This is a genomic window from Malonomonas rubra DSM 5091 (assembly GCF_900142125.1).
Lineage (GTDB): Bacteria > Desulfobacterota > Desulfuromonadia > Desulfuromonadales > Geopsychrobacteraceae > Malonomonas > Malonomonas rubra.
Genome location: NZ_FQZT01000004.1, coordinates 289,209 through 305,308 on the forward strand (window position 1 = coordinate 289,209; position 16,100 = coordinate 305,308).

Annotated in this window: 18 protein-coding genes; 6 read left to right on the forward strand and 12 right to left on the reverse strand. The window is 52.4% G+C overall.

Annotated features, from left to right (window positions below):
• Positions 1-112 precede the first annotated feature (112 nt).
• The 6 genes from BUB13_RS08045 to BUB13_RS08070 form a co-directional block, all read right to left on the reverse strand.
• Positions 113-1,237, reverse strand: a complete 1,125-nt coding sequence (locus BUB13_RS08045) for a mechanosensitive ion channel family protein (protein ID WP_072907657.1) — start codon at positions 1,235-1,237, stop codon at positions 113-115.
• A 53-nt stretch (positions 1,238-1,290) separates the two neighbouring features.
• Positions 1,291-1,782, reverse strand: coding sequence for a thermonuclease family protein (locus BUB13_RS08050; protein ID WP_072907659.1), 492 nt, complete (start codon positions 1,780-1,782; stop codon positions 1,291-1,293).
• A gap of 8 nt (positions 1,783-1,790) precedes the next feature.
• A complete protein-coding gene (locus BUB13_RS08055) occupies positions 1,791-2,213 on the reverse strand; it encodes a hypothetical protein (protein WP_072907661.1) in 423 nt (140 codons plus the stop codon).
• Between the two features lie 49 nt (positions 2,214-2,262).
• The gene (gene larE / locus BUB13_RS08060) at positions 2,263-3,075 is read right to left on the reverse strand and encodes an ATP-dependent sacrificial sulfur transferase LarE (RefSeq protein ID WP_072907663.1); all 813 of its coding nucleotides are present in this window, start codon (positions 3,073-3,075) and stop codon (positions 2,263-2,265) included.
• Between the two features lie 4 nt (positions 3,076-3,079).
• Positions 3,080-4,000 (reverse strand): cysteine synthase A, encoded by a 921-nt coding sequence (gene cysK / locus BUB13_RS08065; RefSeq protein WP_072907665.1) that lies wholly within the window; start codon positions 3,998-4,000, stop codon positions 3,080-3,082.
• 78 nt (positions 4,001-4,078) lie between these two features.
• Positions 4,079-4,555 carry an RrF2 family transcriptional regulator gene (locus BUB13_RS08070; RefSeq protein WP_072907668.1) on the reverse strand — a complete coding sequence of 159 codons (477 nt, stop codon included), beginning with the start codon at positions 4,553-4,555 and terminating at the stop codon, positions 4,079-4,081.
• Between the two features lie 316 nt (positions 4,556-4,871).
• Here BUB13_RS08070 and BUB13_RS08075 point away from each other — a divergent pair, with 316 nt between their 5' ends.
• Complete coding sequence (locus BUB13_RS08075; RefSeq protein WP_072907670.1) at positions 4,872-5,279, forward strand: acyl-CoA thioesterase; 408 nt, start codon at positions 4,872-4,874, stop codon at positions 5,277-5,279.
• A gap of 3 nt (positions 5,280-5,282) precedes the next feature.
• On the opposite strand, the gene BUB13_RS08080 is transcribed toward BUB13_RS08075, so the two are convergent.
• From BUB13_RS08080 to djlA, 4 genes are all read right to left on the reverse strand, one after another.
• Entirely contained in the window at positions 5,283-6,104 is an 822-nt protein-coding gene (locus BUB13_RS08080) for a CvfB family protein (protein WP_072907672.1), read from the reverse strand.
• 74 nt (positions 6,105-6,178) lie between these two features.
• The gene (locus BUB13_RS08085; protein WP_072907674.1) at positions 6,179-7,342 is read right to left on the reverse strand and encodes an MFS transporter; all 1,164 of its coding nucleotides are present in this window, start codon (positions 7,340-7,342) and stop codon (positions 6,179-6,181) included.
• Positions 7,343-7,760: 418 nt separating this feature from the next.
• Positions 7,761-9,410: a glucose-6-phosphate isomerase gene (gene pgi, locus BUB13_RS08090; protein ID WP_072907681.1), complete on the reverse strand. Its 1,650-nt coding sequence runs from the start codon at positions 9,408-9,410 to the stop codon at positions 7,761-7,763.
• Positions 9,411-9,445: 35 nt separating this feature from the next.
• Positions 9,446-10,210, reverse strand: a complete 765-nt coding sequence (djlA, locus tag BUB13_RS08095; RefSeq protein WP_072907683.1) for a co-chaperone DjlA — start codon at positions 10,208-10,210, stop codon at positions 9,446-9,448.
• Between the two features lie 156 nt (positions 10,211-10,366).
• Between djlA and BUB13_RS08100 the strand changes: the two genes are divergently transcribed.
• Together BUB13_RS08100 and BUB13_RS08105 are read left to right on the forward strand one after the other, a co-directional pair.
• The gene (locus tag BUB13_RS08100) at positions 10,367-11,005 is read left to right on the forward strand and encodes a lysophospholipid acyltransferase family protein (RefSeq protein WP_072907685.1); all 639 of its coding nucleotides are present in this window, start codon (positions 10,367-10,369) and stop codon (positions 11,003-11,005) included.
• Positions 11,006-11,448: 443 nt separating this feature from the next.
• Positions 11,449-11,658: a GSU3473 family protein gene (locus tag BUB13_RS08105; protein WP_072907687.1), complete on the forward strand. Its 210-nt coding sequence runs from the start codon at positions 11,449-11,451 to the stop codon at positions 11,656-11,658.
• A gap of 43 nt (positions 11,659-11,701) precedes the next feature.
• On the opposite strand, the gene BUB13_RS18920 is transcribed toward BUB13_RS08105, so the two are convergent.
• Positions 11,702-11,842 (reverse strand): hypothetical protein, encoded by a 141-nt coding sequence (locus BUB13_RS18920; protein ID WP_153305034.1) that lies wholly within the window; start codon positions 11,840-11,842, stop codon positions 11,702-11,704.
• Between the two features lie 200 nt (positions 11,843-12,042).
• On the opposite strand from BUB13_RS18920, the gene BUB13_RS08110 reads away from it, so the two are divergent.
• From BUB13_RS08110 to ltaE, 3 genes are read left to right on the forward strand one after another with little or no spacing between them, the layout of a single operon-like run.
• A complete protein-coding gene (locus BUB13_RS08110; RefSeq protein ID WP_072907688.1) occupies positions 12,043-13,017 on the forward strand; it encodes a GGDEF domain-containing response regulator in 975 nt (324 codons plus the stop codon).
• A 15-nt stretch (positions 13,018-13,032) separates the two neighbouring features.
• The gene (locus BUB13_RS08115) at positions 13,033-14,013 is read left to right on the forward strand and encodes a TPM domain-containing protein (RefSeq protein ID WP_072907690.1); all 981 of its coding nucleotides are present in this window, start codon (positions 13,033-13,035) and stop codon (positions 14,011-14,013) included.
• A 22-nt stretch (positions 14,014-14,035) separates the two neighbouring features.
• Positions 14,036-15,061 (forward strand): low-specificity L-threonine aldolase, encoded by a 1,026-nt coding sequence (ltaE, locus tag BUB13_RS08120; protein ID WP_072907692.1) that lies wholly within the window; start codon positions 14,036-14,038, stop codon positions 15,059-15,061.
• A 292-nt stretch (positions 15,062-15,353) separates the two neighbouring features.
• Here ltaE and BUB13_RS19255 read toward each other — a convergent pair whose 3' ends face one another.
• Positions 15,354-15,998: a DNA-binding transcriptional response regulator gene (locus BUB13_RS19255; RefSeq protein WP_072907694.1), complete on the reverse strand. Its 645-nt coding sequence runs from the start codon at positions 15,996-15,998 to the stop codon at positions 15,354-15,356.
• Between the last annotated feature and the right edge of the window lie 102 nt (positions 15,999-16,100).

Consider the following 16,100-nt stretch of genomic DNA (forward strand, 5'->3'; position numbering starts at 1 on the left):
TCCTGCCAAATGGCTAGGAAAAAAGCATAAAATTTGGTTTATTGGGATTTCTGCAAACGCTTTGCCAAAAACCTATTGATATTAAATAGTTATGACATATGAATTAATGAATCTAGTCTTTTTTGCTCGGGTATTTGGAGGCTTCAGCAGCGTCTTGCTGGAGATAAAGAGTTTGACTTGGAAAGGCAATCTCAAGGCCTTGCTGTTCGAGCAAGTCCATTATTTTCAGGCAGATGTCCTCTCTGGCCGCAAGGTATTCGGTCCAGATAGTGCTGGTGGTAAAGCAGTAAACCATGATGTCGAGAGATGACGAGCCGAAGTCGGTAAAATTAACAAGAAAAAATTCTTGATCGATGGCTGGATGCTCGCGCAGCATCTGCTTGATGCTGTCGACAGCGCTGCGCATTTGCGCAGGTTTCGTCGCATAGGTCAGGCCGACTGTCAATTTGATGCGGCGTTTCGGCATGCGGCTGTAGTTGTCGATCGACATATTCATCAGCACACTGTTGGGAACAGTGATCTGGGTTTTGGCAAAGGTTCGAATGCGCGTTGAGCGGAAGCCGATTTCATCAACGGTCCCTTCCATGTCACCTGCTTTGATCCAGTCACCAATCAGAAATGGGCGATCGAACAGGATCATCAATGAACCGAAAATGTTTGACAGGCTGTCTTTGGCGGCAAGAGCAACTGCCAGACCACCAAGGCCGAGAGAGGCGAGCAGACCGGAGATAGAGTAGCCGAGGTTCTGCACCAGCATCAACAGAGCCATGATAACGATGAAAATACGCAGGCTTTTGCGTATGAAAGGCACCAGCTGATCGTCGAGAGTCGATTCAGTTCGCCCTGCCCAGTGAGCGAGCCAGCGTTCCAGTAATCCAACTGCATTGAAGCAGAACCAGCTGATGTTAAAAGTGAGTAGAACGCTGACAAAATTGCGGGCGATCTTGTCGATATCGGTCGGCTCTGTCGGCAGTTGTAATACTTCGACCGAAATATAAATGCCAAGAATAAGAATAAGAAATTCAACCGGTTTGTTCATGCTCATTACCAGCATGTCGTCCAGCGTGCCGGAGGTTTTCTGAGCCGCTTTGAAGATGACTTTCGTGAACAGGTGGGCGATAACCCTTTTCAGCAGCAGGGAGAAAAAGAGAACGAGAAAAACCGTTGCAAATTGCAGCAGGCTTATTCCGGCAAAGGTTTGGTCAAGCATCGATTGAATATCGGTCAGGCTTTCCATCTTTTCATTCTCCTGCATGCAGGGGCGACCTGTCGCGCTCTCTGCGGGGTGATTTATTCGTTTTGCCAGAGGCCAAGCTTTTTCTCCCTGGCAGATTGTTCTGCGGCAAGAAACTTTTCCTTCTCTCCGAAGCGATATTTGCGGAAGGTGCTCGCCAGACCTTTTTGCAGTAAAAGCAGATTAAGCATGCGCCCATCCGGAAGATAAAGATAGGCCAGCTTGCGTTGATACTTATCCTGTTTTTGCTGCTCAAAAACCAAGGTCACCCGCTTCCCTTTGACCTGGTCAATATTGAATTTTTTTGCCTGATAGGCAATTTGTCGCAGCATCCCGGGGGCCAGGTTGTAACGGGAGGTATAGTAGTGATCGCGGCCGGACGCTTTGCTTTCCGGGGTATCGATGCCAAGCAACCGGACTTTGCCGATTTTATCAACCTTGAGAGAGTCGCCATCGTAGATCCAGCTGACGACACCACTCGCCTCATCGGCAAAGACGGGCAGAGCCAGCAGCAGGCAGCTGATCAGAATCAGACACAGACGGATCATTGCTTGGCCTAACGCCCCCAGAACAGACGGGTGAAAAATCCAGTGAAGAAGCCCCAGACCAGGTTGCTGAGAAAAATTAAAAGTGGGGTCAGCATGCCGAGTTCAAAGCCCGCTAACCCTTTGTGCTGGACGTAAGGGTAGAGGTAGAAGAGGGTGAAAGCCGAAGGGAGCAGACTGAACCAGAGTGCTTTACGGATCCAGTGGCGCCGATGACGGGGAATACCAACGGTAAAAAAATAGCCGAGGCCCCAGAGCCCGCCGATCATCATCTGCGGGAAAAGCCAAGATTGTTTGAAGTTCGGTGCCAGCTGAACTCCGAGCAGGCTGCTGACGCCGTACTCACCAGCAGCCCAGAGAGCAGTGCTGCTGACCAGCGCGCCAAGCAGACCGGCGACAAAACAGACGGCGAACAGAGCGCTACTTTTCGGCATGGCATCGACTCCTGTATAGGCCTTTTCTTGAGGCCGTTTTGATACGGATTCAACCGGTCAAGGTTTCGTTCAGGCTACCACTTCTGAATCCTTGCAGGTCGAGGGTTACGTAAGTAAAACCTGCTGCTTTGAATTCGTCAAGCATTCGGCTGCGCAGTTGTTCTTCGAGTAAGCGATTTATTTCCGCAGCAGGCAGTTCGATCCGCGCCAATTCACTGTGGCAACGGACACGGTAGTTGCTGAATCCCTGTTGCTGCAGCCAGTTTTCACAGCGTTCAATCCGCTGCAGTCGTTCGCTGGACAGTTCAATCCCGTAAGGAACACGCGATGCCAGGCAGGCGAAAGACCCTTTATCCCAGGTTGGTAGTGAACGTTCTTTGCTGAGCTGGCGGATCTCCTGTTTGCTGAGACCAGCTTCCAATAACGGTGAAGAAATCTGCAGCTCTGCCAAAGCTTTGCGGCCCGGGCGGTAATCCTCCAGGTCGTCCAGATTGGATCCATCGAACAGCGCGAGGCAGTTGTTCTCCTTTGCTGCGGCAAGCAGCTTCTGAAACAGGTTTTTTTTGCAGTGGTAGCAGCGCTCTGGCTGGTTGGCGACAACTTCTGGCTGTTGCAGCAAATCAATCTCAATCAATTGTTGCCGAGCACCCAGGCTGGCCGCAAGAGCTTGGCTGGCTTTCAGTTCGGCGGCAGGGAAGAGTGGAGAAACGGCGGTCAGGGCGATAACGTTGTCGCAGCCGAGTTGCTCGATGGCAGCATGAAGCAGGAAAGTGGAGTCGACGCCGCCGGAAAAAGCGACTGCAGCAGTTTTATGTCGAAGGAAAATCTGCTGCAGTCGTTCAAGCTTGTCGGTCAGAGGCATAGGGTCAGTCGTAAATGCCGGTCGAGAGGTAGCGCTCACCGGTATCGCAGATAATGGTGACGACATTCTGCCCTTCATCCATTTTTGCAGCCAGTTCAGACGCGACGAAAACATTGGCGCCGGCAGAAATGCCGCAGAGCAGTCCTTCCTTTACCGCCAGGTTGCGGGTCATGCGGATGGCATCGGCGTCGCTGACGGTGACAACTTGATCGTAGACGTCCTGATCGAGAATATCCGGAACAAAACCAGCACCAATCCCCTGAATCGCATGTGGGCCAGCGTCACCGCCTGACAGTGTCGCCGAGTTACTCGGCTCGACAGCAACGATTTTGACTGCGGCATTGTGTTGACGCAGGCAGTGACCGACGCCGGTAATCGTGCCGCCCGTGCCTACCCCGGCAACGAACATGTCGACTTTGCCTTCAAGGGCAGCAATGATTTCCGGGCCAGTTGTCTTTTCGTGGATGGCTGGGTTGGCCGGGTTGCAGAACTGCTGCGGCATGAAAGCCGCCTTGGTTTGAGCGATCTCGGTGGCTTTCTTGATGGCGCCACGCATCCCTTGAGAACCGGGGGTCAAAACCAGCTCCGCACCATAAGAAGTGAACAGGCGGCAGCGTTCCTGGCTCATGGTTTCCGGCATGGTCAGGATCAGTTTGTAACCTTTGATTGCCGCGATCATTGCCAAACCGATGCCGGTGTTTCCGCTCGTCGGTTCGACGATAGTCATGCCGGGGCTGAGCAGTCCTTTGCTTTCAGCATCTTCAACCATTGCCAGCGCGATGCGGTCTTTAATGCTACCACCGGGGTTGCTGCTTTCCAGCTTGCCCCAGACAGTGGCTTTGCCCGGTTGTGAAAATGCGGAGAGTTTGACCAGCGGGCTGTTACCGATCTGGTCGAGTAAACTGGAACTGGTTGTCTTAGACATTTGTGGCCTCCCAACTACCATTTGCATAGCAGTTACCCAACAAAAGAGCCTGCCGCGTGCAGCGCCAGGCTCCGGGGTTTAGATGAAATACATGAAACGGTGATCCAGCTCTTTTTCCAGCCCCATCTCCTTACCCTGATCGCAGAGGTCTTTAAGCGTGATCGAGTCGAAATAATCACCAAGGATCTGGCTGGCTTTGGCCCAAAGATGCTGAGTCAGGCACTGGTTGTCGAAATCGCAGGCGGGTTCTTTTTCACCTTTTTTACGCCGGTTTTTGACACAATCGACAAGCTGCAATTCGCCTTCTGCTGCCAGGACGATTTCACGCACGGTTATTTCATCGGCCGGCTTGGCCAGGCTGTAGCCACCTTGGGGACCGCGGCGGCTCTTCAGCAGCCCGGCTTTTTTCAGGTCCTGAAAGATCTGCTCAAGGTAGCGGGGAGAGATATTCTGCCGCCGGGAGATGTCTTTGATCTGGGCTGGCAGGGTGCCCGCATGGTAGGCCATATCGAACATGGCACGAACGCCGTAGCGGCTTTTCGTTGAAAGTTTCATACTTTATTTCCTCCGTAAGGTTGCTTGATTTGCAATATATTAATCTCTACTTTGTCTGTCAAGAATAAAACGCACAAATTGCTGGGGAACGCAGATTTTTGTTGTTTAGTTTTTGACCTTGCAGGCCTGATGTCGAGTTATAAACTGACAAAATATATTTTATTATTCCCATATTAAAATGAAGGAAAGAATGGAAGTAAAGTAATTTATTTTACTCTGCATATAAAGGATTATTGTGACAAGTGCCTGCATCGGTTGCCTTTGCCACGAGACTGTGGCTAGATGCAGACTGAATTGATGCGGATGGAGTGTGATGATGAAGAAGTATCAGTACCGACTCGAATTTCAGGTGCGGGATTATGAGTGTGATCTGCAGGGGGTGGTGAACAACGCAGTTTATCAGCAGTATCTGGAGCACGCCCGGCACGAGTTTATCAAAACCCTCGGCCTCGACTTTGCCGAGCTGGCGGAGCAGGGACTTAATCTGGTGGTTATCAAGGCGGAACTGGAATACAAACGCTCGCTGCGCAGCGGAGACCGATTCTGGGCCGGGCTGATCATGGAGAAAATTTCACCGCTACGCTATCGATTCCGGCAGGACATCTTTCTTCAGCCGGACAACCAGCTGGTTCTCAAGGGCTGGATCACCGGTACTGGTGTTAACGCCAAAGGGCGACCGCAACTCCCCAAGGAGATCAGTCGCGCACTGAACGAATTCGGTTGATGCTCAGCGCAGTCTGATGCCCTTGTGACTCAGAGTCACCCGCTGCTCTTTGTACAGCCCGCCGACCGCTTTTTTGAACTGTTTTTTACTCAAACCCAGCTCAGTGCGAATCTGTTCCGGTGAACTGCCGTCATGCAGAGGCAGGAAGCCCTCGTTCTCCGCCAGCGCTTCCAGGATGACCTCCCTGGCATCGGCGATGCCGGCCGCTCCCGGGCGGCGCAGAGTGATATCGATTTTCTGATCTTCGCGGATGCGGGCAACGAAGCCGACCCCCTGGTCGCCCCGTTTCAGGCCGGGCGGCAACTCATCTTTATAGAGCAACCCTTCGTAGCTGTTGTTGATAATCACCTTGGCCCCCAGATCAGTAAAGGCCCAGATCGTCAGCTCAACCTCTTCCCCTTCGCGCAGATCGATATTTTCACTCTGGAGGAACTTTTCAAGCCTCCCCGAGGCGATCGGCCGACCCTCTTTGTCGTGGCAGATATGGACCAGGTAGCGACGCCCTTCGAGCATCTTCTGCGGTTGCTCGTTGAATGGCGCGAGCAGGTCCTTTTCCAGCCCCCAATTGAGAAACGCACCGTGCGGACCGATGCTGGTGACCTGCAGCAGAGCGAACTGACCAACCTCTGCCAGCGGTTTTTTCGTTGTCGCTGTCAGCTGGTTATTACGATCGAGATAGACGAATACTTCAAGCTCGCTGCCAGGGGCAAGTTCTCCCGGGCATTCTCGTTTTGGCAGCAGCAGTCGCTGTTGATCGGAAATCAGCCATGCACCTTGCGGTTCAATCTTTTCAACCTGCATCTGGTAATGAAAGCCGGGCAGCATTATTTACTCCTTTTAGTCACGAAAAAAGAGAGCGGACCATAGCACAGTCAATGGTGGCAGTCAGCTTTTTCCGACTATTCCCCTTGCAGAATAATCCTGCGGCTGCAGAGATAGCCGAGCAGGCAGACAATCAGCAACGCAACGAGAAAGCCGTACCAACCGCTTTGCCTGTAAAGCAAGCCAGGAGCAAAGGAACCGATGGCGCCCCCGGCGTAGTAGAATGCGACGTAAATGCCGTTGGTTAACCCCCGGTGTTCCTCGCCAGCCAGCTGGTTGATAAGTCCGGATGCCGTGGAGTGTACAAGAAACATCGCGCCGCAGAACAGGAACATGGTGGCGAACAGCATCCAGATCTGGTTGAACGCCAAACCGAACAGGGTAACGCCGTAGGCAAGCAGCCCCAGCTGTATTCCCCGTGCTTGACCGCCCAGTTTGCGGCAGATAGCCGGTGCGCCGAGAGAGGTGCAGATACCCATCATGTAACCTGAGTACATCAGGCCGATTCGCAGCTCATTGGCTTCACTGCTCAATTCGGTCAGGCGGAATGGGATGAAATTCATCATCGCGGCGAAAACGAAGAACAGGCAGAAAATTGCCAGGTAAAGCGGTAGAAATGCCGGGCGTTGCAAGGTCTGCAGGATGATTTTTGGCGCTGGTCGGTTCAGCTTGAGGTTACCACTGTCCGGTAGAAAAAATAGCAGCAGAAAGCCGATCGCCAGACTGATGGCAAGGATGATGAAACTGTAGCGCCAGCCGAACCAGGTGGCGATCAGCCCGGACGCAGCTCGACCGATAAAACCGCCGAAAATAGTCGCTGCGATGTAGATCGACATACTGCGCTGGATGGTGCTGCTGCTCGATTGCTGCGAGATATAAGTCATCAGGCCGGTTAGGATGGCGGGAATCAACAGCCCCTGAAACAGCCGGATGATCATCAACAGTGGGTAGTTGCCGGCCCATGCGAACAGCAGTTCGCTCAGTGCCAAAAGAGGTACGGCAATTTTCAGTAGCTGGGTTGCTGAGATCGATTCGAGCAGGTAGCCGTACAGCAGGGGGGCGATGGCGAGTGGAATGAAGGTTACCGTGGTTAAACCGGCGGCGGCTTCACGGCTGATCGTAAAGGTTTGACTGAGGGTCGGTAATAGCGGCTGAGGCGCGTAGAGTGCAGATAAGGCCAGAACGGTGTTGAGCAGAACCGGCGTCAGCAGGCGGGCATTGAGCTTGCTTTCAATGCTCATTGTCGGGTTTCCGGTAAAAAACCGCTATTTTCATTCATTTTTTCTAACATTTTGTCAGCTTTCAACATAGCAACGACTGTACCTGTTAACATTTCTTTATGCTTCTATGCGTTAATGAAGCGAGTGCTGTGATAAAAATGGCCAGATCTCTAACCAGCCGAAAAAGCTGTCTTTTCCACGGGTGTATATTTTAATGGCAAAAAGGAAGAAAGTCCCAGTTTTCGCTCTTTTCCGTTTCGTCTTTGCCCGTTGTTAAACAGTTATCCACAAAAGCTGTGGATAACTGTTTTGCTTTGCAAATTAGAATTTCTATCAACCCGAAATAACATAAGATTTCTAGAATAGAGAAAAAAACGGCAAAGTTAATTTTTTAACGGAAATTTTTACCCTCTCTTTTTATATCTTAAAATTCATATTTTTAAAGCTTGTTTTTCTGCTGGCAATAGTAATTGATCAGCTGGTTGGTTGAAGAATCGTGACTGGCAACCTCCGTCTGGCTATCCAGTTCCGGCAGGATCTTTTTTGCCAGCTGTTTGCCCAGCTCAACCCCCCACTGATCAAAAGAGTTCAGGTCCCAGATTGCCCCTTGGGTAAAAATTTTATGCTCGTAACAGGCGATCAGTGCACCGAGGGTTTCCGGGGTCAGTTGACGGAACAGGAAGCTGCTGCTCGGCCGGTTACCGGGGAAAACTTTGTGTGGTAGCAGTTGCTCGATCCGCTTGGTGGGCAGTCCTTCTCCTTCCATTTCGGCACGGGCTTCGGCCTCGGTTTTTCCGCTCATCAGCGCTTCGGGTTGAGCGAAGAAGTTTGACAGCAGCAGTTGGTGGTGGTCACCACATGGGTTTTGGCTGATAACCGGTGCGAGAAAATCGGCCGGGATCAGTTTGGTGCCCTGATGGATCAACTGGTAAAAGGCGTGCTGACCGTTGGTGCCCGGTTCGCCCCAGATGATCGGTCCCGTTGAGTAGTCGACGGTTTCGCCTGCGATGGTGACTCTTTTGCCGTTGCTTTCCATGTCGCCCTGTTGAAAGTAGGCGGGGAAGCGGTGCAGGTACTGGTCATAGGGGAGAATGACATGGCTCTCAGCACCCCAGAAATTGTTGTACCAGATGCCGAGCAGGCCCATCAGCACAGGCAGGTTCTGTTCGAAAGGGGCACTGCGGAAATGCTCGTCAATTTTGTGCGCACCCGCCAATAATTTCTCAAAATTATCCATCCCCAGGTAAAGCGCGATCGACAGACCGATGGCCGACCAGAGCGAGTAGCGTCCACCGACCCAATCCCAGAATTCGAACATGTTTTCGGCATCGATACCGAATGCGGTGACTTTCTCGGTGTTGGTCGAAATGGCGACAAAATGCTTGGCAATAGCGGTTTCCTCTGCGAAATGCTGGAGCAGCCAGTTGCGTGCCGTGTGTGCATTGGCCAGGGTTTCCTGGGTGGTGAAGGTTTTCGAGGCGATCAGGAACAGAGTGGTTTCCGGATCAACCATTTTCAGTGTTTCACTGATGTGGGTGCCGTCGACGTTGGAGACGAAATGTGCCCGCAGGTTCGGATGCCCGTAGGGTTTCATGGCCTCGGTGACCATCAACGGGCCGAGGTCGGATCCGCCGATGCCGATGTTGACGATGTCGCGGATCGGTTTGCCGCTGTGCCCAAGCCAGTGGCCGTTGCGTACCTGCTCGGTGAAGCTGTGCATTTTCTTCAGCACCGCGTTGACCTGCGGCATTACATCGCTGCCATCGACAATGATCGGTCGATTACTGCGGTTGCGCAATGCAATGTGCAGCACTGCCCGCTGTTCGGTGGAGTTAATTTTACCACCGCTGAACATCTGCTCGATCTTTTCTTTCAAATCGCATTGTTCTGCCAGTTCGACCAGTAACTGTATGGTTTTTTCCGTGATCCGGTGCTTGGAGTAATCGAACAGAATGTCGTCAAACTGCAGAGAAAAGTGTTTGGCGCGATGTGGATCAGCGGCAAACAGTCCGCGCATTTCGGTTGTTTCCATCTCCTGCTGATGTTCGCAGAGTGCCTGCCAGGCAGCTTTTTCCGTTAATTTTGGCATTTTTCGTCCTTTTCTCAGGGGAGTTCCGCTGCGGATCAGCCTTTTCGTGCACTCATAATGGCATCATATGACGCATTGATTTCGGCCAGCTTGTCGTTGGCGAACTTGATGAATTCCGGTGGCAGCCCCTTGCTTTCGATTTTATCCGGATGATACTCGGCAGCTTTTTGCCGATAAGCCTTTTTGATCTCCGATGTGCTGGCATCGCTGGCAACGCCAAGGGTTTCATAGTGTTTTGCCATGCTGGTGGAGTTGCTGTGATGGCCGACAAAGCGGCTGCGCAGGGACTGATAAAGGCTCTCAGACAGGCGGAAAGCGGTTTTTGCCTCGAGCAGCATCGCTTCCTCCTGCGGATGCAGCTCGCCATCAGCCATTGCCACCTGGAACAGAATACTCATCATTAAGCCGCACAGCTGCTGGTCATGCGCGAAGTAACTGCCGAACTGACTGGCATAAGCGGAAAAAGGTTCGGCGCTGTCCTTCGCCTGGCTGAAAACCTTGATGGCGTAGTCACGGGTCTGGGTGTCGAGGCCGAGGGCTTCTTTCGAGATCTTCTCGATGGCGGCAATTTCATTCGGGCAAACGCGTCCGTCCGCTTTTGCCAGCTTGCCGAACATGGAAAAGGCGGCTGTAAAAAAGATCGCCTGCCGCTGGTAGGATTGATTGGCCCCACCCGGTCCGGGTTGCAGTTGTTGGCCGCCACCCATGTTGGCACCGATTGCTGCACCGATGACAGCGCCGATCGGACCGGCAATCATTGCCCCGAGCCCGCCGCCGATAATCCCTGATATCCATCCCATGATAATTTTCCTTTGTCTGGCTTGGTGTTTGTTTTCGAACTGCTATAATGCGTCAGCCCGGAAGCTGCCGCAAGCTTTTCCCCGTATCCGATGTTGCCACGGCGGTTGCTCTGCTATAGTATGCAGCGGGTTATCTTTCAACAAGGAGAGACTGCCGTGCAAGTAGCTTTAATCCGCCGCTGGTGGGTGATGTTCGTATCGCTCTTTATTATGTTTTATGCCCGCTGCCTCAACCGCTTGCGCGTGGTCGGAGCTGAAAATATCCCGGAGGAGGGCGGGGTGCTGCTGGCGGCCAATCATATCTCCGGATACGATACCGTTTTTCTTCCTACCGCAGTCTTTTCCCACCATCCCTTCCAGATGGTCTGGGCTCCGGCCAAAGAGGAGCTGTTCGAGAACAAAATTATCGGCGCGATTTATAGTTCCTGGGGCGCTTTTCCGGTTAAACGGGGCCGTGACGTGCGGGCTGGAAAACATCTGGGGATGCTGCTGCAGACCGAAAAGGTGATGCTTTTCCCGGAGGGGACGCGCAACAAAGACGGTCAACTGGGGAAAGGCAACCGCGGTGTTGGCAAGCTGATTTACGACCATAGGCCGGTCGTGATTCCGACGGCGCTAACCGGGATAAACAGGTGGCGTTTTCCCGGCTTTGGCCAGCGCGGCCGGATCAATTTTGGTGCGCCGCTCGACTTCTCCGATCTGCTCGAGCGAGACGACTGCAAAGAGACCCACCTGTTGATCGTCGAGCGGCTGATGGCGGCGATCGCCGCAGGCCTGGCTGCAGACGATCAGTAGTAAAGAAAGAGAATGGTGAGCTGCAGCAGAACCCCGCTCACTGATAAAAAACGGTACCCCGTTTTTTTATCCCGGACTTTTTCCAAACAATCAGCAAGCCAGTGAGCGCCAGCAGCAACAGCGCGCGGGCATAATTTAACGGACCTTCTCGAAGGGGTTGTCGCCGGCAACGTACATCCAGCACGACTCTCACAGACATCAAGGCTCTTCCCTTTGATCTGAACTTTTTTGCCTGCACCTGCGAGGCGAGCAGAAGAGTAAAGGTCAGTAGCAGCGGAAGAGTATAGATTCAGTCTCACGCTTTGGCTCTTGTATTGTGTTGATAGAGCGTTTTTAGTGGCTAACTTGCTGATAAATGGAATGAAGTTTAGCCATCACCAGTTGAGAAAAATGAAAAAAACAGTATGATTGATATGGTAAGCCCAAATGGAAAGGAGAGGGACATGGCATTTTTCAGGCGAAGTACGAAAATCAATGTTGTCTACAAGAATGGTGTGAAAGACCGGATCAGCCCGTCGTTACTGGGAACTTTGATCGATTCCCGGCAGATTGACCAGTTTGAAAGATCGGATGGTTGGGCGAAAGTCGGACTCGACCCTATCCGTGGTGCAGGCGGGGTGGGCTACGATGGGGCAGAACGGCGCCTGAACTGAGTCCGGTTACCATGAATAAAGCGCTGCCGGCTGCCGGCTGGAATTACCAGCTGGCACCGGGGCGGGTAATTGGATGTTGATACTTTTTCTTGTTGTCAACCTGAGAACCGAGATAGTGGATGCCAAGAATAATCCCTGCTACAACCACCAGCAATATGATTAACAACAGAATGTTTTTAGTCATATCTTTCACGCCTTGCATACGATGACCTGCCTTTCTTTTCTCACTTGTCGGCCATCGTCTTGAATATATTTAGTTTTCAGTAATACTTTAAAACAAAACTATCAATAGTCGCCGTTTTCTTCAAGCCGGATTTTCTAGAATCTGATGTTGCCCGGCAGCTTGGCCGTGTTGAAATCGGTTTTGCAAAAGTGGGTATCCTGATGCCAAGAGGCGAAAAGAAAAGAATTCTGCTAGCCGATGCCGATCTTCTGAGTGCCGCCACCACTATTGGAGCGCTGAAAGATGATTATCACGTGGTGACGGCCAAATCAGCGGCCGATATTTTAAAGCAGCTGAAAAAACAGCAGATAGATATGCTGATCATGGAAACTAAGCTGCCCGATATGGATGGTTTTGAGCTTTGCCGCAAGCTGAAGAGCGAGCCGCAAACGAAAGCGCTGCCGGTTGTCTTTCTCACTTCGGTCAATAAGGTTGCGGCCGAAGAGCAGGGATTTGCGGCCGGTGCTGTCGAATATATCGTCAAGCCCTTCAACGCGCCGACGGTCAAGGCGCGGATCAGAAATCAGCTCAAGTTGAGTGATGCTATCGCCGAATTACAGCGGCTCAATCAGCTGGCCCTCGATGCCAACCCCAATACCGGCCTGCCTGGCAACACCTGTATTATCTGTGAACTTCAGCGCTTGGTCGATGGCAACAATCAGAGCGCTGCCGTGATTTATGCGGACCTCGATCATTTCAAAGTCTATAACGATACCTACGGCTTCGCTAAAGGTGACGACGTGATCAATTTTACCGCCAATGTCATTCGCGTAACGCTGCAAAGTCATGGCTGCTCCGAGGCTTTTCTCGGACATATCGGTGGTGATGATTTTGTTGTCATTTTACCGGCGGAAAAACTGGCAGTCGTGAGCGATGAAATTATCCGCCGGATCGAGCAGGGGATTGGTGAGTTTTACAGCGAAGATGATAGAGCCAAAGGCTTTGTTGTTGCTACTGACCGCGAAGGAAAGAAGCGAAAGCACCCGCTTGTCAGCCTCAGCATGGGAGCCATCGATCTGAGTAAACGTAACGTGCTGTCGGCGATGGAAATTGCCGATGTCTGTACCGAGACAAAAAAGCTGGCCAAGCAGCGTGCCGGTAGCAATATCGTTGTTGATAAACGGCGCCCTCGCTGAATGAAAAGAACATCGATGAAATATACGCTTCTTTTGATTGTGAGTTTGCTGTTGTGCTGTTGCGAGCAGGTGGCGCTCGTGCAGGACGATGCCGCTCTGCTTTCAGACGCACAACGGCAGCGACTGGAAACATTTCAGACGTTACTGCTGGAAGAACAGGATGTCGAGCTGCACCTGGTGATCCTCGAACGGGCGGCGGTCGATCTGGACCAAGAGGCGCTCGAACTGTTTGAGCAAAAGCGGATCGGCGGACAGACCTCTGGTGCCCGAGGACTGCTGCTGGTCGTCGATCCTATCAGTGAACAGGCTCGGATCGAAGTCGGCTATGACCTGGAAGGTGTTTTTCCCGATGGTTTTATCGCCAGCCTGGAATATGACCAGATGTTACCTTTTTTTCAATCTGATCGTGTCGGGCATGGTGTTGAGGCATTGACGGAACTACTGGTTGCGCGCCTGCAGGGGGCCTCGGCAGAAACATCCGCGGCGGCAGGCAAGCATCTGAGCGGCGGGGCCGGTGCGCGGATTGCCACCAGCGGAGAGGTGGAGCAACCGCAGGCTGCACAGCCTGACCGCTACCTGCCGCAAGCAGATCCCCTGGCAACCCTTGACGCTTACCGGCAATCGCTCCGTGACCGAAGCAAAGATCCCGAACTGGAAATTTACACAGAAGAAACACGCGCATTTTTCCGCCAATGGCTGGTGACCGATGCCCAGCAGCAGAATGCTTTGCGAGAGCTGGACAAGGTCTGGTCGCTGGCCGATGTACGCGTTAAAGATGCCATGGCAGTCATCCGGTATCCGGTCAAAGAGCGGCAGGCATCGCCTTACTTTCTTCGCCAAAGCGAATTCGGCTGGCAGCTTGATTTTGCCACCATGACGAAGACTGTCGGTTTCAACCATCGCAACCAGTGGCATTTCCGTTCCCGGGAGCATCCCTACATGTTCGCTTTCGCTGATTGGCGCTTTGATAAAAACGGCTTTCCTCACGCCCGCTAAAAATCTCGTGGAGTCAAATGCAATGAAGGTCATCGATTTACGCAGTGATACTGTCACTAAACCCAGCCTGGAAATGCGGCGCGCAATGGCCGCTGCCGAGGTCGGCGACGATGTTTATGGTGAGGATCCAACAGTCAATCGGCTGGAAGCTTTAACTGCTGAAATGAGCGGAACGGAAGCCGCACTGTTCGTACCGAGCGGTACTCAGGGTAACCTGCTGGCGCTGCTGGCACACTGTCAGCGGGGTGATGAGTATATCGCCGGGCAGCAGGCTCATAATTATCGCTACGAGGCCGGAGGCGCGGCGGTGGTCGGTGGCATTCAACCGCAGCCGCTGGAGTTTTCAGCCGATGGCAGCCTTGACCTGACACTGGTTGAGCAGTTCATCAAGCCGGCCGATTCCCATTTCGCCCGCACCCGGCTGCTCAGCCTGGAAAATACCCAGGCGGGCAAAGCGTTGTCACCGCAATACCTGTCTGCGGCGCGTGAGTTTGCAGACCGCCATCAACTCGGCCTGCATCTGGATGGAGCACGGGCTTTCAACGCCGCTGTCTTTCACAAGCAATCGATAGCAGACGTCGTGCGTCCTTTTGATACCGCATCGCTTTGCCTTTCCAAGGGGTTGGGTGCGCCGGTCGGCTCAGTGCTATGCGGTAAAAAAGAGCTGCTCGCTGATGCCCGCCGCTGGCGGAAGATGCTTGGTGGCGGGATGCGTCAGGCCGGGGTGCTGGCTGCTGCTGGAATTTATGCGTTGGAAAAAAATATCGAAGGTTTACAGAGAGACCATGAACACGCCGAGCTGCTGGCTGAGAAGCTGAAACAGGTTCCGGGGTTGGCGGTGCGAAGGGAAGAGAACCAGACCAACATGGTGTTTCTTGATATGCCGATCGAAACGGCTGAGAAGCTGAAGGCGCACTTGGCAGGAAAACAGATTCATATCGGCACAGGGCAAACAGTGCGGCTGGTGACACATCTCGATTTGTCGATGGATGATATCGAACGGGCAGCAAGAGAAATGATCGAATTTTTTGCAAAAGGAAAAAAGTGATCAGATTGTTCTTGGGTTTTGCGTTGATTGCCGCTGATTGTTAGATGATGCTCTCGCAATTTTTTTCAGCACAGTTGTTGTTTGCTCTTTTAGCCGGGATGGCACTTGCCCTAAAACTGGCAACGATGTGGTTTGTTGCCAAACTTAACAAGAAACATTTCAAGTTATCTGGCCGTTTTGTTTCGGGGACTTCTTAATTATACGATTTTTTGTTGATTGCGAGAGTTAAACGCGAAAAGGGCAACCGTTCTGGTTGCCCTTTTCGCATTCGAATTCAGCGAGAGGTTTTCGCTTACTTCTGCAGGCTCGATGCCTCAACCGACTTCTTCGAATCCTGCATCGCCTTCTTGGTCAAACCAACCAGGTTCATCACGGCAGGAAGAAGCTGCATCACGACCAGCAGGGCACAGAAACCGACGAACAACAGAACCAGAATACCGCTGGTGTAGGTCTTGGTGGTGTCGGCGGCCATCGCAGGAACGGACATCAGGATCAGGGACAGTGTGGTCAGAATCGATTTTGCGTACATGAGTTTCTCCTTTAGAGGTAATGTTTTCGGCGCCTTTGCATTCGCCGCATATGTTTTAAACGCACAGCTGACTGCCTGGCGGATCTCGTCGGCACCCACTTCGCCGACCGCGTGGTAGAAGATCCCCTCTTTGCGGATCCGCCGCAGCAATTCCAGTGAAATTTCTTCTGTCATCAGGATGATCGAAAGATGACGGTTACATTTTTTCAGCAGCGGGACCAGCTTGGCGATGTGCTGATCGTCGTACTCACCAGCGATCACGATCACCTGGACCTGCCGATCGAGAATCTTCTCCAGCCCATCGGCAACGGTCTCTGTGGCAGTGATTTCGTAACCATCCTCGCCGAAAACAGCCGTCAGCTGATCTCGTTCAGCCTGGTTTTTATTTGCAATCAGCAGCCCTTGCATGGTCCTCGCCTTTCAATCAAAAGAAGTTCAGGGTCGAATTAATAGTGAACCTGGGTCTTGCCACTGAGAACACCCTTAACCATGCCGATCAACATGATGGTC

Excerpts from the sequence above, each read along its gene's own strand:
- BUB13_RS19255 (WP_072907694.1), bottom strand. The coding sequence starts at position 15,998 with ATGCAAGGGCTGCTGATTGCAAATAAAAACCAGGCTGAACGAGATCAG.
- BUB13_RS08080 (WP_072907672.1), bottom strand. The coding sequence starts at position 6,104 with ATGCTGCCCGGCTTTCATTACCAGATGCAGGTTGAAAAGATTGAACCG.
- BUB13_RS08115 (WP_072907690.1), top strand. The coding sequence starts at position 13,033 with ATGAAATATACGCTTCTTTTGATTGTGAGTTTGCTGTTGTGCTGTTGC.
- djlA (WP_072907683.1), bottom strand. The coding sequence starts at position 10,210 with ATGGGATGGATATCAGGGATTATCGGCGGCGGGCTCGGGGCAATGATT.
- BUB13_RS08085 (WP_072907674.1), bottom strand. The coding sequence starts at position 7,342 with ATGAGCATTGAAAGCAAGCTCAATGCCCGCCTGCTGACGCCGGTTCTG.
- BUB13_RS08055 (WP_072907661.1), bottom strand. The coding sequence starts at position 2,213 with ATGCCGAAAAGTAGCGCTCTGTTCGCCGTCTGTTTTGTCGCCGGTCTG.
- BUB13_RS08110 (WP_072907688.1), top strand. The coding sequence starts at position 12,043 with ATGCCAAGAGGCGAAAAGAAAAGAATTCTGCTAGCCGATGCCGATCTT.
- ltaE (WP_072907692.1), top strand. The coding sequence starts at position 14,036 with ATGAAGGTCATCGATTTACGCAGTGATACTGTCACTAAACCCAGCCTG.
- BUB13_RS08075 (WP_072907670.1), top strand. The coding sequence starts at position 4,872 with ATGAAGAAGTATCAGTACCGACTCGAATTTCAGGTGCGGGATTATGAG.
- cysK (WP_072907665.1), bottom strand. The coding sequence starts at position 4,000 with ATGTCTAAGACAACCAGTTCCAGTTTACTCGACCAGATCGGTAACAGC.
- BUB13_RS08045 (WP_072907657.1), bottom strand. The coding sequence starts at position 1,237 with ATGGAAAGCCTGACCGATATTCAATCGATGCTTGACCAAACCTTTGCC.
- BUB13_RS08105 (WP_072907687.1), top strand. The coding sequence starts at position 11,449 with ATGGCATTTTTCAGGCGAAGTACGAAAATCAATGTTGTCTACAAGAAT.
- BUB13_RS18920 (WP_153305034.1), bottom strand. The coding sequence starts at position 11,842 with ATGACTAAAAACATTCTGTTGTTAATCATATTGCTGGTGGTTGTAGCA.
- pgi (WP_072907681.1), bottom strand. The coding sequence starts at position 9,410 with ATGCCAAAATTAACGGAAAAAGCTGCCTGGCAGGCACTCTGCGAACAT.
- larE (WP_072907663.1), bottom strand. The coding sequence starts at position 3,075 with ATGCCTCTGACCGACAAGCTTGAACGACTGCAGCAGATTTTCCTTCGA.
- BUB13_RS08050 (WP_072907659.1), bottom strand. The coding sequence starts at position 1,782 with ATGATCCGTCTGTGTCTGATTCTGATCAGCTGCCTGCTGCTGGCTCTG.
- BUB13_RS08070 (WP_072907668.1), bottom strand. The coding sequence starts at position 4,555 with ATGAAACTTTCAACGAAAAGCCGCTACGGCGTTCGTGCCATGTTCGAT.